This is a genomic window from Thermogemmatispora onikobensis, assembly GCF_001748285.1.
GTDB lineage: Bacteria > Chloroflexota > Ktedonobacteria > Ktedonobacterales > Ktedonobacteraceae > Thermogemmatispora > Thermogemmatispora onikobensis.
Map to the genome: position 1 here is coordinate 1 of NZ_BDGT01000031.1, position 14446 is coordinate 14446.

General features: G+C 61.8%; 10 protein-coding genes. 4 read left to right on the forward strand and 6 right to left on the reverse strand.

All coding sequences use genetic code 11. The annotated features are described in order from the left end of the window. The 3 genes from BGC09_RS13995 to cutA form a co-directional block, all read right to left on the reverse strand. Positions 1-1018, reverse strand: a 1018-nt coding sequence (locus tag BGC09_RS13995) for a hypothetical protein (protein ID WP_218104052.1), incomplete at its 3' end; no start/stop codon positions are given. 162 nt (positions 1019-1180) lie between these two features. After that, complete coding sequence (locus BGC09_RS14000) at positions 1181-3103, reverse strand: hypothetical protein (protein WP_069804615.1); 1923 nt, start codon at positions 3101-3103, stop codon at positions 1181-1183. A gap of 534 nt (positions 3104-3637) precedes the next feature. Next, the gene (gene cutA / locus BGC09_RS14005; RefSeq protein WP_069804616.1) at positions 3638-3988 is read right to left on the reverse strand and encodes a divalent-cation tolerance protein CutA; all 351 of its coding nucleotides are present in this window, start codon (positions 3986-3988) and stop codon (positions 3638-3640) included. A 70-nt stretch (positions 3989-4058) separates the two neighbouring features. On the opposite strand from cutA, the gene BGC09_RS14010 reads away from it, so the two are divergent. Beyond that, positions 4059-4241, forward strand: a complete 183-nt coding sequence (locus BGC09_RS14010; protein ID WP_141727788.1) for a hypothetical protein — start codon at positions 4059-4061, stop codon at positions 4239-4241. A 680-nt stretch (positions 4242-4921) separates the two neighbouring features. On the opposite strand, the gene BGC09_RS14015 is transcribed toward BGC09_RS14010, so the two are convergent. Together BGC09_RS14015 and BGC09_RS14020 are read right to left on the reverse strand one after the other, a co-directional pair. Beyond that, positions 4922-5917 carry a DNA adenine methylase gene (locus BGC09_RS14015; protein ID WP_218104053.1) on the reverse strand — a complete coding sequence of 332 codons (996 nt, stop codon included), beginning with the start codon at positions 5915-5917 and terminating at the stop codon, positions 4922-4924. Positions 5918-6088: 171 nt separating this feature from the next. Next, entirely contained in the window at positions 6089-7363 is a 1275-nt protein-coding gene (locus tag BGC09_RS14020) for a glycoside hydrolase 5 family protein (RefSeq protein WP_084658833.1), read from the reverse strand. Positions 7364-7602: 239 nt separating this feature from the next. Here BGC09_RS14020 and BGC09_RS14025 point away from each other — a divergent pair, with 239 nt between their 5' ends. From BGC09_RS14025 to BGC09_RS14035, 3 genes are all read left to right on the forward strand, one after another. Beyond that, positions 7603-8727: a LacI family DNA-binding transcriptional regulator gene (locus tag BGC09_RS14025; protein ID WP_084658836.1), complete on the forward strand. Its 1125-nt coding sequence runs from the start codon at positions 7603-7605 to the stop codon at positions 8725-8727. A gap of 224 nt (positions 8728-8951) precedes the next feature. Continuing rightward, entirely contained in the window at positions 8952-12044 is a 3093-nt protein-coding gene (locus tag BGC09_RS14030; protein WP_069804619.1) for a beta-galactosidase, read from the forward strand. A 517-nt stretch (positions 12045-12561) separates the two neighbouring features. Beyond that, a complete protein-coding gene (locus tag BGC09_RS14035; protein ID WP_069804620.1) occupies positions 12562-13935 on the forward strand; it encodes an MFS transporter in 1374 nt (457 codons plus the stop codon). Between the two features lie 152 nt (positions 13936-14087). Here the strand turns inward: BGC09_RS14035 and BGC09_RS14040 are convergent, their stop codons facing one another. Beyond that, positions 14088-14444 (reverse strand): lycopene cyclase domain-containing protein, encoded by a 357-nt coding sequence (locus BGC09_RS14040; protein WP_069804621.1) that lies wholly within the window; start codon positions 14442-14444, stop codon positions 14088-14090. Between the last annotated feature and the right edge of the window lie 2 nt (positions 14445-14446).

Here is a 14446-nt window from a genome sequence, read left to right on the forward strand (position 1 = left end):
CCTTATACAGTTCAAGCTCATCGGAGGCTTCTTTAAGAGATTGTTCCAGCGTATCAAGCTGCCTCTGACCCTCGGCGAGCTGCTGGCGCTGCTCAGCAAAGCGGGCCTCAAGCTCGCGAGCGATGGCCTCCTCCTGCTGGCGGCGGAAGTCGGCCATCTCCTGGCGAGTCTGTTCCTGAGCCTCCTGATAGGCTTGCTGGTGAGCTGCTTCGCGGATGGCGGCGAGCTGCTGCCGGACAGCGGGGAGCTGTTGCAGAAAGTCGCTGAACTCTTCCCAGTCGTCGATGACCTGCTCGCCAGCTTGCAATAGGGCTTTGGCGCGTGTGAGGGTATCTGGCAGCAATGGCAGATTGGTGGCTGGTGACTGGGTGCTGAAGGCATGCTTCAGCGCCTTGAGCACGCGCCGCACCTGGTCCACGTCGAGATCTTTGACCAGGGGCTGCTTGTGATAGGCCGTGAGCACCTGCTTGATAATGACACCTGGAGGAGACCAGTCCAGCTGCTCGGAGACGGCTGGCTCGATTGTCAGGAGGCGCAGCTCCTCGCCGTTGTCAAGCGGGAAGGTAAGAATCGCCTGCTCATCGTCGGGAAGCTTGCAGACGCCGACATACAGTGTTTGCTCCGTAAGGCCGTTGCTGTAGGCGAGAGGACGTAGCCGCTCGCCGTCTAGCTGGATGGGCCCATAGAGCTGGCCCCCATGCTGGATATAGATGGTTTTCGTATAGCATGGCCTGGTGAAAGGTTCGCTCAGTCTGGCAAGGAGCCGCTCCCGTGGGATCGTGCTCCAGTCGAGGACTTGAGCCAGTCCCTCGGGCGAGGGCCAGGGGGAACCAGCGATACGGTAATAGGCGTAGGTCGGGGAGTCTTTGAGGTCCTCGCGACCCTGGGCCGGTTCAACGCGAAAGCTGTAGAGCAGCTCGGGTCTCCATCCACTCGGCCCACGTGGCCAGGCGACCTTACCGGTATTGGGGAAGAAGTGTTTGCGAGCCTCCCAGACCAGTGCTTCCCAGACCTTCATTTCACTACCTAAAAATGCAAGAGGTGTTATAAAAGATAAATTTTCCTTTATATCGTCTTTCCTAATAATTCCGATCCAATAGTATCTTTCTGTATCCGACATGGCCGAGACCTTTCCATAGGGACAGGGGGAGCGTACAGAACACTGACTATGGCACTCGCTCTATGGTATCAGCTTCCCCGAGAAGAGTGCTATGAGGCGGTTCACTACCCAGGGAGGCAGATGCGAGGTCAGGAGGCGCCGCAGCGCCAGGGCCAGCGGCGGATCATCCTGGCGGGCAGTCTGCTCCAGAGAGCGCAACTGCTGCTGCAGAGCAGCCGGAAGCCCTGGCGTATGGGCAAGCTCAGCCGTTGGCAGGGTGGTGAGACAATGGCCCAGCCAGAGCAACTGCGCGCGTTGGGCAGTACTGAGCCGTAGTGGTGCAGCGACCGGTCTGGGGGCAGGCTCTAGAGAGATCTCCAGGCAGCCCAGGGCCCCCCCGTCGAGGACCAAGCGGGCCTGGCTGGCCCTGGCGAGCGCTGGCCAGATCTGCTGTCGCCAGAGGTCTGTCAGCTTCTCGCCTGTGGTCACTGGGGAGAAAGCACGATCCTGGTGCCAGGGGGCCTCTGCAGTGCACCAGCGCCAGGAGACGCTGACCGGCAGGCCCGGCGGGGCCAGTTCCCATACCAGTGTGGCCCCTTCCTCTGCGCTCTTCAGCACCAGGCGGCCTGGCTCCGTGGCTCCCGCTGCCGCCTCTGCCGTCGGGCTGAACGCGGTGAACTCCTGCCGGGCACCACCCTGGGTCACCGCTGTGCAGCGCAAGCCTGCCAGCCATTCCGGCGGCAAGAGATCGGTCCCGGCCTCCCCAGCGCAAGGATCAAGAGTGAAGGCCAGGCGACCCGACTGCCTCTCCTGCCAGAGCTGATAGCTCCCTGGCGCCAGACCGTCCACGGCCACGTAAACCATGCTGGTCTCCGTGGGCAGCAAAAACCGTTGCTCCACAGGCGGACCCCCACCCTCTTGTCTCAGACGCAGATCCAGGGTCAGGGCGCCAGCTCGCCCAGACTGAGAAGAGAGCAAGTCGGTGGGTGGTCTGCAGCCCACAAGCACTTGCGAGCGCGATCCCAGCACGGGTGGTCTCTCCTTCGGGAGCAGCAGGGGCGGACTGAGCAGCAGCAGCGACCAGCTCGACTGCTGCCCCTTCAGTTCGCTGTAGTTCAGCCAGCGCTCAAGCCGGGCCTCAGCGTCCTTCGTGGCCAGGGTCGAAGAAGTCAGCTCCAGTTCCCATAACTGCCAGTCGGAGCAAGGTGGGCCGATCTGACGCTGCAGACCTGGCCAGTCCTCAAGCAGTCCCTGCTCAACAGTAAGCTCGCTGCGCACCAGCCAGTAGAGGCGCCTCCCACGATAGAGCCTCACGCTCTCGCCGCGACGCAGGCGCCGGGGCAGCTTCTCATCTTCCTCCTCGTCCTCACAAAAGAGTGTTCCCTGCCAGTCGGCTGCGAGACCGGGTGTTGGGGGGACTGTCTGCAGGCAATGGCACCCATCGGCGAGCTGACAGCAAAGCTCATATGCGCTGTCCTGTGGGGGCACCGGTAGCAGGGGTGAAAATGCCAGCTCCCTGAGTGATCGCCCCCTGGTTAGCTCTGGCGAGCCAGCCAGCAGACGAGCGTCAGCCGCCGGGCCAGCGAGCTGCTGCAGCTCCTGCCACGTCTCCTCACCCAGGGCAGAGAGATCAAGAGCGAGCTGCCAGCGCTCCTTGTGGTCGTCTGTTGCCACCATCAGCAGCAGAGGAAGCCCGGCGGGGATCTCTTCTTGACCTTCGTTGCGCTCGTCGTCGTCATCGTCCTGCCTGGGACTGCCTGGTGGACTGGCCGCGGGCGAGAGCGAGAGACCTTTTCTGTAGAGACAGCCGATATCTCGCAGCTTGCGAAATGTCCCCAGCGAAAGAGAAACGCCCTCATCGCTCTGTCTACCGGGGCGAGGGGGCCGAATACCCCACTTGGCCAGCCGCAAAAGGCCCTCTGGCGTGATCTGAAAGGTGCCCTGGCTCTTGCCCGCGACAATATAGTAGTGGCTCCCGTCCTTCGTCTGAAAAAGCTTGGCCATCGACCTTCCCCCAGGGGCCTGCTATCTTGATGCCGACTGCTTGCCAGAAGGAGAGACAGGACCCCAGCCGCTGGATCTTGCTCAACCGGGAAGAGGGTAAGGCGGCCTGCTCTGGCCTGGCGACAAAACCGACTTTGGAAGATGAGTCCCCGGTGATCACAGGCGCCTGCCTTCCCCGGCGTAGCCCCATCGATGAGAGTTACTATACTCCAAAGAAAGGGCCGCAATCAAGAGAAACACTCTTCTCTTCGCTGTAAAACCCTTGCTGAAGCGCTTCCCTATGGCCGGGCCGATGGCTGGTGCTGGTAGGCCGATGGTCCAATGATTGGCTGGCTGATGAGAAGCTGGCAGGATGTGCCAATCAGTCTGATCTCATGAAGAGAGGATCAACGGGGGAGTTGTTTTGGCCGGCGATCCTTGCTTGGCTTTCCATCAAGTCACGCCATGCCGGCAAAGCGGCGGACAGGAGCGGAGCCTGTTCCCCTCCTGTCCAACTGTCTACTCAGCGCTGGCCAGCGGCCAGCCAGCGCTGTCTCACTGTGGCCTGTCGCTCGTAGGGCGAGTCGTCTCAGCCGTCAGCCAGCGCAGATAGCCCTCGCTGCCAGCGGCGAGCGGCAGAGCGATAATCTCCGGCTCCTCGTAAGAATGGGCTGCCCGGATGGCCTGCTCGACAGCGCTGTAGAGATCGGCGCGCGTCTTGGCGCTACAGAGCCATTCCTGGGCCTGCTCGATTGCTCCCTGCCACCAGTAGACGCTCTGGATAGGACCGGAGATCTGCACACAGGCGGCCAGGCGCTGCTCGACGAGCTGCTGAGCGATCCGGCGTGCGCCCTCCTCCGAATCGATCGTTGTGCGCACCTCAAGAAACTCTGCCATTGTCTGCATGATCCTTCCTTCACTCTGGGCTAGGCAACGGCTTGAAGAAATCACGGGCCAGCCACTGGATCTGTGGCTTGTGCTGCCAGGAGCGCGGCGCCCGCTGAAAGACTTCGAGCACCTCATTATAGCGTTTCTGGCTGTGCAGCGTCAGGGCCAACTCGGCCCCCTGGCGTACGTAGCGGGCGAAGAGGTCCAGCTCACCGATCAGGCGAGCGGCATCGGCCTGATAAATGATGGACTCGTTGCTGGCGCGCTCTGAGATCGAGGGTGTGGCAAGACTCAGCTCAATGGCCTGCCAGCTGCGCAGCTCGCGCGCCTGAGCAGCTGATTGGCCTTCTTAGGTGAAGGTGCTTCTCTGACCCCGTCGCTCATCGCTGCTCTCACTTTCAGTTTACTCAGAGAGAGACCATCTTTCAAGGGTATTTCGTGCAGAAGATGGAGGAATCTGGCTGGCCCCCTGTTGGCCCCTGCCCTGTATGCTCCTGGCCCCGTTGCTGCTCCTGTGCTGGCTCCTTGCTGGCGGTTCCTGGCGTGCCAGGGGTGTGCTATGCTTAGAGCGAGATGCGACCATCTTGTATATAAATTATATGCTGAGCATATTGAATGTCAATATATAAGCAGGAGGTTGCACATGGTGACACTAGATGTCTGGTTGCTCTGTACGATTGCCCTGCTCTGTCTGCTGTGTGGGCTGATCATAGGTGTCTGGCTGGCGCGTCCGTCCCTCTCCTATCGAAGGCCCTAGATCGACGCAAAGCGGGGAGATAGAGCGATAGGACTGGAGAGAAGAGGAAGCTAAGGGGCCTTCTCTGCCTCCCTGGCTGAGAGGAAAGCGTATGGTAATAATGTGACTGCTTGGCTCTCAGGAGAAGCGCGCAGAGCGGGGTCTTGTCTCTCCTCCGAGAAAGCAAGCCAATGGCAGAGACAAGACCCTGCTCTCTACGATAGCCCTGATGTCTCCAACCAGCGCAGTTCACGCCCGATGAGCAGCTCCATCTGCTGCGTGTGATGGGTTGTACGCATAGGCACGGCGGCCAGAGTCAGGCTGTAGCGTCTGGCCAGTGCGCGTACCTCTGGTGTGTCGTCGTACGTGACCAGAAAATCGCCCGCGAGGCAGCTCACCAGCGCAAACAGCGCCTCGTGATCCAGCTCAGAGTAGCGGTAGAGCCGGCGCCCGGCCTTTTTGCCGGTGAGTGTGTAGGGGGGATCAATAAAGCTGACCACGTCATGGCGTCCCTGATACTGGCGGAGCTGCTCCAGGCCATCGCCGTGGATGAACGCAAGGCGTGGACTCAGGCGGGCGATCTCCTCGATGCGCCGCCGCAAGGTTGCTGGATACCAGCGCGAGCGTAGGCCGCGTCCATCTTCGCCATGCTTGAGAAGACCGGCGCCGGGGGCCAGAATACCGCCGTGGCTGACGCGGTTGCGAAGCAAGGTCTGAAAGGCATGCTCGGCGAGAGAAAGGGTCTGGCGCGGGCGTGTGAGCCAGTCCTCTACTTCTGCGGGTGTCAGCTCAAAGGATTGGAGGAGCTGTAGTAGCTGGGCGCATGGCTCCTCTTGCAAGAGAGTCTGCCAGACGGCGGCCACGTCCTCGTCCAGCTCTACCATCAGGGCCTGCTCTACCAGTCCCTCAGCGACGGCGGTCAGACTGACGCTGCCGCCGCCAGCGAAGGGTTCTAGTAGCACAGTCGGACGGGCTGGTGACAAGCCGCGGCTCGCTCTGCCCTTGGCGGAGAGCCAGCGGCGTATGTAAGGGACGAGCCAGGTCTTGCCGCCCGGATAGCGAAAGGGACTGCGCTGGGGCACGCTGGCTACATTAACAGGCTCTGGGAAATCCTTTCCTTGAAGGGGGGCAGTACCGCTGGCATGGCTTGCCATTTCGCCATCGCCAAAGAGCGGAGCCATCAGAGAAAATGCTTGTTCTTTTGAACCCACTCAATCCTCCTCCCACTCAAGAAGCTCTAAAGTCTGGAAAGTGACTGCCTGGACCGGGTGATCCAGGCAGTCCGGTGTCACAACAAGCAGGAAACCCAGGGCGTGAGGGTGTGAGTGAGGTGGTAACGATCTGCTACTGCTGCTACAGCTTTTCCCATTGCTTGAGAGCCACTAGGCCCCGGCCCGGGGGCCACGCGCAGGCCGCTCGGATTTAGCCCGCATCTGGGCCTCATGTTGGGCGATCACCGTGGCCGTACTGCTCGGATACGTCACACGGAAACCGTCGTAGTTGGGATAGAGCGTGCCATCATCCTGCAGGCCCGTCAGAATCCAGAACTGATCACCATTGCCGTTCAACCGATAGACCTGGTCGGTCCACTGGCGATAGATATCATCGCGCGTCGTCAGATCCAGCCAGCCATATTCCTCCAGGACCACTGGCTTGCCCAGCGCATGGCCATCGCGAATATGATCGGCGATCCACTGCAGCGACCAGGCATTGTCTTTGCCCCAGTAGTCCGGGTATAAGTGCAGCGTCCCGTAGTCAACCGTGGGCAGAGCCACCAGGCGCTTCCAGTCCACGCCCTGACTCCCGTTGTAAGCCCAGTCGGCGTTTCCCGGCTCGTTGTACCAGCCTTCGTCACCGACCGCCACCAGATGGAGGCCATCCATACTCTTGATGAAGGCGCTCATTTCATGAACCCAGGCCGTCAGGGTCTGGCCGCTGGGGTCCGACTGACAGCGCGGCTCGTTGGCCAGTTCCCAGGTCATAATGGTTGGGTCGAGATAGAGCGGTTTGCCTGTGTAACGGTTCACGCGATGGATGAAATGACGCACGTAAGCCTTGTAGGCAGCCTTAATCTGAGGATTCGTGTAGAAGTCATCATGACTGCTGGCTCCGAACCAGGCCACATACTGGTTCATACCGCCGAAGTCGTCCCAGTTGTTGACCAGGGGGACCACCAGCTTGATGCCCAGCTGACCAGCACGCCAGACCGTGTAGTCGAAACGCTCGTAGCCGTCTTCAGGATAGACGCCCGGCTCAGGCTGCATGACAAAGCCATTGTGCGGCTGCCCGTCGAGAAAACCCCAAATGCGTAAGACCGGCAGGCCCAGCGCGGCAACATCCTTGAGGACATCGTCGATCATAAAGTGGGATTGATAATGCATATAATAATTGTTGGTGCCAGCAAAATAGAAAGGCTTGCCGTCCAGGATGAAGAACGGCCCGCGCCGGCTGATGAAGCTGCTGCGTTGCTGCCGCAAGCTGGCCGCCGTGAAACGAGGAGATGATGCCGCATCGGCACTGGGGCGCGCAAATGCCGTTCCCGCACCAAAGCCACGACCCGCCGCCCAAAGGCTCAGACCAGCGGCGGCTACGGCTCCAAGAAAGGCCCTCCTGCTCGCTTGCGGTTGCGGGGTCTCAGCATGTTGTGCATCCTGCATAGGCTCTGCTCCTTCCTGGATGAATGGCTGCGCTCCAGTGAGTTTCAATGAACGATGCAAATTTTTCAATGAACCGTTACACGGAAGAATGGTACCATCTTACCAACCATTCTGTCAATAGGTGCCCCTTCTAATGGTTGAGAATCGTCATGCCGCCCACGGCTGGCCTGTAGATTGACAGATATCAATGTAGATGTTATCTTTTTCGTGAACGTTTCACATCCTTGGAGGGATCGGCGTTGGCAAACACTGTCACCTTGAGAGACATCGCGAGGGAGGCGGGGGTTTCAGTTGGCACCGTTTCGCGAGTCCTCAACAACCACGGCAACGTCACCGCGGAGACGCGCCAGCGTGTGCTGCGTGCGGCCTCGCGGCTTGGCTACTTTGGGAGTGGGAGGCAAGGGGTGGGAGAAGAAGAGCGTCCTGTTGAGGGGCGCATTGTCAGAGAGATCGGCTTTCTCTTCTGCTCCTTTCTGCCCAAGACCAGCGTTCCCACCAATCCATTCTGGTCGCACATCCTGCACGGCGTCGAGAGCGAGGCGCGGCGGGCCAACGTCAAAGTGACCTATCGCGCCATTAGCGAGATCCAGGCGGACCCTGATCGTCTGCTGACCACCATCTACGATATGCGTCTCGGCGGCATTCTGCTGGTAGGGCCTGCCGAGGCCGTCACGGTGCAGGCCATTCAGCAGACGGGCACGCCGCTAGTCCTCGTTGACAACTATGTTCCCCAAACAGATGCTGTCTTGGGGAATAACCTGGATGGTGCGCGCCAGGCCGTTGAGTACCTGATCAGTCTGGGCCATCGCCGCATTGCCTTCATGGGTGGACCCTTGATGACGGAGGCCAGTGACGAGCGGGAGCAGCCAGGAGAAGAAGGGGGGCCACGACTGCCAAGGAACCGCGTCTATACGATTGAGCGCCGTGCCCAGGGGTATCGTCTGGCCCTGCTGGAGGCCGGCCTGCCCATTCTGCCAGAGCTTTACGAGGATGGTGGCCTCTCGATGGAAGGGGGGTATCTGGCCTGCAGGCGGCTGCTGGAACGCGGCGAGCAGTTCAGTGCCCTTTTCTGTGCCAACGATGAGATGGCCGTAGGAGCGATGAAAGCTCTGCGTGAGGCCGGGTTGCGTCTGCCCGAGGACGTCTCGCTGGTGGGCTTCGACGACATCGATATGGTGGAGCACCTGACTCCGGCCCTGACGACGGTTCGCGTCAATAAGGAGGCTCTCGGCATGGTGGCCTTGCGGCGGCTGCTCGCTTTGATCAGTCACCCTGATCCTGTGCACGTAGTCTCTATGCTAGACGTAGAGCTGGTGCAACGCGAGTCGGCCTGTGCTCCGCCTCCTGCCTCTGCCCGCCATTGAACCTGATGCTCCTGACAGGCTGAGAAGGAAGCGCTGTTGTTGGTCTCTTCCCTACCGTGCAGGGATGCTGCCAGCCGCCTCTCTCCTTTCCGCTGCTCTGGAGTTGCTGCATTCTGATTGATCCTGGCTTGCTGGCGTGGGCGCGTGCTGCTCCCTCCGTCCGTGGTCTTTGTTGTCGGTGAGGGAAGCGCCTTGTTTGTCTGGATGCTTTTGTGTGAGGAACGATGGTCTCATTGATTCGCTCAGATCGCGTGCTCGTCTTCGCTGATCCGGCCTATCCGCGGGCCTGCAGTCAGGCGCTGCTGCGTGAATTGCTGCCCGGCCCTTTTGAGATCTGCGATGCGGCTCAGCTAGCCCAGGCTCTGGAGAGCGCGCCGCGTCTCCTGGTCTCATTTCACGGTCCCTATTTCCCGAAAGCGGCCTGGAATGCTCTGCTGCGCTTTCTGGAGCGCGGGGGCAACCTGGCTATCTTCGGAGGTGTGCCCTTTGCCCGGCCTGTGACCGCTGCTGGTGAGGTAGAGCCGGAACAGGATGTCTATGCGCGCCAGCTCTGCCTCGGGCCGTTCTTCCCGGTCGACCTGGCGGCGAGCGGGGTCCAGGCGCACACGTTGCGCCTGGTGGCTGCCGCGGAGGCGCGCTTTCTGCAGAATTATGCCCTGCCATTGCCTGCCGAGCGCCCAGGACGCTTCTGGGCCTGTTATCCACGCCTGACGCAGACGTCCGACTATCCAGAAGAGATCGGCTCGGCGGGACCGTTCGACACACTGCTGCTGCCTCTGCTCTTCGCCGTCGCGGAGACGCCCGCTGGCGAGGAGCGGCTGGCGACGCCGGCCTTTGTGCTCGACCAGCTTGGGGGACGCTTTCAGGGTGGGCGCTGGCTGCTCTCGCTTTGGGAGCCTGACACTGCAGAGGATTGGCTGGCTCTGGCTGAGCCTGTGCGGCGTCTGCTGGCCCTGGCCCTGGAAGACCCTCTCTGCTTCGCCGTGCGTCCCGTCTTGGCCTGCTATCGGCCCGAAGAGGCGCCAGCACTGGTGGTGACGCTCCCTGAGCGGCTGACGCTGGAGCTGCGCATCACGGTGACGCATGCGGATACTGGTGAGGTACTGCGGCGCTGGGAGTTCGAGGCTCCAGCCTCGCCGGTGCATTCCGAGCGCTATCTGCAGCTGGCGCCAGCGCCCAGGGCTGGCCTTTATCGTGTGCGTACCGAGTATCGGCCCAAGGGCGGCCAGTGGCTGGGCCAGGAGACGGGCTTTTGGATCTGGGATGAGGCGCTGGTGGAGGCGACACGCGGAAAACGCCTGGTGGCCGGACGCGACTATTTTTATCAGGGCCAGCGGCTCTTTCTGGTCTGTGGCACAACCTATATGGACAGCCGCGTGCAGCGCAAGTACTGGCGCCTGCCCAATCCAGCCCGTTGGGAGCGCGAGATGGCCGAGATGAAGGCCGCCGGCATCAATCTACTGCGCACTGGCCTCTGGACAGCCTGGCGCGAGGTAATGCCGGTGGCCGGGGTGCCGACGGAGTCTTTTCTGCGCGCGCTCGATGCCTTTGTGCTGACGGCCTGCCGTCACGAGCTGCAGGTGATCTTTACCTTCTTTGCCTTCTTCCCCCCTCTCTTCGATGGCCTGAACCCCTGGCTTGATCCGCGCTCGCTGGAGGCGCAGGAGCGCTTTCTCTCGCTGCTGGCCCGCCGCTATGCGCGCGTGGAGTTGCTGTCGTGGGACCTGATCAATGAGCCGAGCTTTGGTGATCCAGCTCGCGCCTTCGCTCAGCGTCCGTTGCCTAACTATGACCGCTACGAGCAGCAGGCTTTTGTGCAGTGGCTTAAGGAGCGCTACACGCTGGAACAGCTGCAGCTGCGCTGGCGCGAGACACCGGCAGAGCTACCTTCCTGGGAGCAGCTGCGCCTGCCGCGCGAGTCCGACTATTCAACGTCGGTGCGCGATACGGCGGCGCGTGCCATGCTGAAGGTGGCCGACTATACGCGCTTTTCGCAGGAGGCGTTTGTGGCCTGGGCGCGGCGCATGTATCGAGCCATTCGGGCCGCTGGCAGCCAGACCGTGATTGGCGTTGGCCAGGATGAGGCGGGAGCACGCATTGCGCCGCAGTTCTATGCCAGCGCTGTCGATTATACGACGACGCACCCCTGGTGGAATGTCGATGACCTGCTCTGGGATATGCTGCTCGACAAGACGCCGGAGCGCCCCAATCTGATCCAGGAGACGGGTGTGATGCTGGTGCGCGACCTCGATGGCCGCCCCTGGCGAACGGAGCAGGCCAGTGCCTGGCTGCTGGAGCGCAAGCTGATCATGGGCCTGATGGCTAATGGGGCCGGCCTGATCCAGTGGCTCTGGCATACCAATGCCTACATGACCAGCGAGAATGAGAATAGCATTGGCCTGGTGCGCGCCGATGGCAGCGCCAAGCCGGAGCTGCTGGCCATGCGCGAGTTCTGTCGCCTGGTCCAGGCGCTGGAGGGCCAGCTGCAGGAGGCGCCGGAGCCGCCGGCGGTCTGGCTGGTGATCCCCTATAGCCAGTGGTTTGCACGCCCGGACCTGGGAGCCTTGCCGACGCGCCAGGCGGTGCGTGCATTGGCCTATGAGCTGGGCGTGATCCCGCAGCTTATTGGTGAGCCGCGCCTCTCGGAGCTGGCAACCATGCCCTATCGGCCCCAGGTGATCATCGTGCCCTCCCTGCAGCTCTGCGAACCGACGGCCTGGTTCGCTCTGCTCGAATATGTCCAGCGCGGCGGGACGGCCCTGGTGAGCGGCGTCATCGGTCACGATCTGCATCATTTGCTTTTTGATGCGCGCCTGGACGCTGGCGATGCTCTCCCGGAGCCAGAGCCGGTGGCTTCCTATGAGGAGCTGCTGCTTGAGGATGGGAACCGCTATCAGCTGAGCTTTACGCAGGAGAAGACGGGCTATGTGCACAAGGCTCACAATGAGCTGCGGGAGCTGCGGCTCGGTGCCGGACGCTTACTATGGGCTGGGGTGCCACTGGAGCTGGCCAGTGAACTGGAGCCGTTGGCGCGTCTCTATCGGCGTGTGCTGGGGAAAACGCCGTTGGAGCCGCGGCCCGAGGGATGGCGCCGGCCCTGGCTGCTAGTGCGTCGTCCCCTGAAGGAGGGGATGCTCGTGCTGGTGGCCTCCGAAGCTGGCAGTGAGCAGCGTCTCTCACTAGAGGAAGAGGGCCTGACGCTGGCAGTGGCTCCGCAGCGCGCGGGGGCTGTGCTGTGGCGTCCGGGGGAGCCACCCCGGCTTTTTGGGGGCCTGCGCCTTGTCGAGGCGGCTGCTCGTGAGGTGCCGAGGGGATAGAGGATAGAGTGGGAACAGATCGCTAGCCGGGCATCTGCTTCCCCGCTGGCGCCAGCGGGCGGCTCTGGACAGAGTCCATCTGTGCAGTTATAATATAACCAATTGCATACCTTCGGAAAGGCATGCCCCTCAGACAGCGAGCGAAGTGGTGGTCTGCTCAGGCAGCTCGCCCAGATTGGTAAGAAGAGGCGAGACCGGACGTAGGTCCCTTGGCAGGACTAATCTGCTCTTCTCTGCAGGGGGAAGCTGGCCAGCCTCGTTGCTGTCCATACATGCCGGGAGAGGCATTGCAAGCGACAAAAGAATGAGAAGAAGCATGCCGTTGCCTCGTCGGGCCAGCAACGCTGCCGCCTGCCCTGTCGTTTGGTGCCGCGAAGGTGAGGCCACTGCTCTCTCTGGAGAGCGCACGGGGGCGCAGCAGGTGCGTCCTCGCCTATCGGACTGCGCTCTGCAGCTAGAGTCTTCCTCGATGCGAGAATGTCGCTGTTGATCCTGACTTCGCTTCAAGGAGGAATGCATGGCAACGGTCTCAGAGACGAGTCCCGTCACTGTACGCCGTATGGTGCCCATTCTGGCGGCCAGCACCGTCGGAACGGCCATTGAGTGGTACGATTTCTTCCTCTACGGCTTCCTCTCGGCGACGGTTTTCCCCAGGCTCTTCTTCCCGGAGCTGAACCCGGTTGCTGGGACAATCGCTTCCTTTACGACCAACTTCGTCGGATTCTTTGCACGTCCACTGGGTGGGGCCTTCTTCGGCTGGTTTGGCGATCGCGTGGGGCGGAAGTCAACGCTGATTGCGACGCTGTTGCTGATGGGGATCGCCACGGCGCTGATGGGCCTCTTGCCTGGCTATGACCAGATTGGCCTGGCGGCCCCGTTGGTGCTCTCGGTACTGCGTTTCCTGCAGGGGGCTGGCGTTGGTGGCGAGTGGGGTGGCTCGGTCCTGCTCTCAATGGAGTATGGCGATGATCGCCGCCGCGGCTTCTGGATGAGCTGGCCACAGACTGGCGTGCCACTGGGGCTGGCCCTGGCGGCTATTGCCGTCCTGAGCTTTCAGGCCATTTTCCCTGGTGAGGCCTTTTTAGCGATCGGCTGGCGCATTCCCTTCCTGCTGAGTTTGCTGCTGATCCTGGTCGGCCTTTACATCCGCCTGCGCATTCTGGAGACGCCGGCTTTTCGTCGTGTCAAGGAGACGGGGCGCATTGCTCATGTGCCGCTGGTGGAGGTCTTCCGCCATTACTGGCGCGAGATCATCCTCTCGGCTCTGGTGCGCTCGGCTGAGCAGGCGCCGTTCTATCTCTTCACGACTTTCGTTCTCTCCTATGGCTCCAAGACGCTCAAGGTTGATTCCAGCGTTCTCTATGCTGGCCTGATCATCTCGGCGGTTTGCAGTTTGATCCTGATGCCGACCTGGAGTCATCTCTCGGATCGCTTCGGGCGCAAGCGCTGGTACATGATTGGCTGCGTCTTGATGGCCCTCTATGCTTTTCCGTACTTCCTGCTGCTGGAGACGCGCCTGCCGGTGGTGGTCCTGCTGGCGATGATCCTCTCGATCAGCTTCTGCCATGACTGGCTCTACGGTCCGCAGGCGGCCTTGATTTCGGAGCGCTTTGGAACGCGGCTGCGCTACAGTGGGGCCTCACTCGGCTACCAGCTTGCTTCGATTACGGCGGGCGGCCCGGCGCCGATCCTGGCGACCTGGCTAGTGGCCAATACGCATACCTGGCTGGGGAATGGGGCGCCGTCCTTTACGCTGATTGCCGTCTTCATCATCTTTATGGCCGTGGTCTCCTTTATCTCGACGGCCCTGATCGGGCGTGAGCTGGCCGGTCAGGCTGCTGTAGAAGAGGTGGGGGGCGAGGGGACGGCGCTGGCGCCGCAGGCGCAGTAAGTCTGGCCAGGTCCTGGTCCTGCTCTCGGCCTGCTCAGGCCGCTTCTTCTGCCTCGGGGAGGGGGAGAGGGGGCCATTACGGGGCGGGTCCCGTCAGCAGCGCTGTCTGCGGAGCGGGGCCCGCCTCTTCTCTTGCTCTTGCTTGTGCCGCGTCAGTGGACGGGGGTCTCTGCCTCGGGCCTGGGTGGCGAACCGGGGGGAGTGAGGGAGGCGGGCAGCAGGAGAACGAAGCCCTGAGCGATCATGGCCGCCGTCAGGAAGTAGAAGAGGGCTTCCTCCAGGGGAACGTTGCCGAGAGTGAGGCCGAGGGTCAGAGCGGGCTGGAAGAACCAGATATGTTGAGCGATCGCCAGGCTATCGGCCAGCGTCAGGTAGCTGCCGACCAGAAGCACTGCCCAGGGCCAACGTCGGCGCCAGGCCCAGAGTTTGCGCCAGCCGAGGAGCCATTGCAGGGCCAAAATAGGCAGCGCCCAGACCAGTAGGAAGAGCAGATAGGTCGTGTGGGCCATAC

Bases quoted from the DNA above. Each gene is read 5' to 3' on its own strand.
- BGC09_RS14030 (WP_069804619.1), top strand. From the start codon at position 8,952: ATGGTCTCATTGATTCGCTCAGATCGCGTGCTCGTCTTCGCTGATCCG.
- BGC09_RS14035 (WP_069804620.1), top strand. From the start codon at position 12,562: ATGGCAACGGTCTCAGAGACGAGTCCCGTCACTGTACGCCGTATGGTG.
- cutA (WP_069804616.1), bottom strand. From the start codon at position 3,988: ATGCAGACAATGGCAGAGTTTCTTGAGGTGCGCACAACGATCGATTCG.
- BGC09_RS14000 (WP_069804615.1), bottom strand. From the start codon at position 3,103: ATGGCCAAGCTTTTTCAGACGAAGGACGGGAGCCACTACTATATTGTC.
- BGC09_RS14040 (WP_069804621.1), bottom strand. From the start codon at position 14,444: ATGGCCCACACGACCTATCTGCTCTTCCTACTGGTCTGGGCGCTGCCT.
- BGC09_RS14020 (WP_084658833.1), bottom strand. From the start codon at position 7,363: ATGCAGGATGCACAACATGCTGAGACCCCGCAACCGCAAGCGAGCAGG.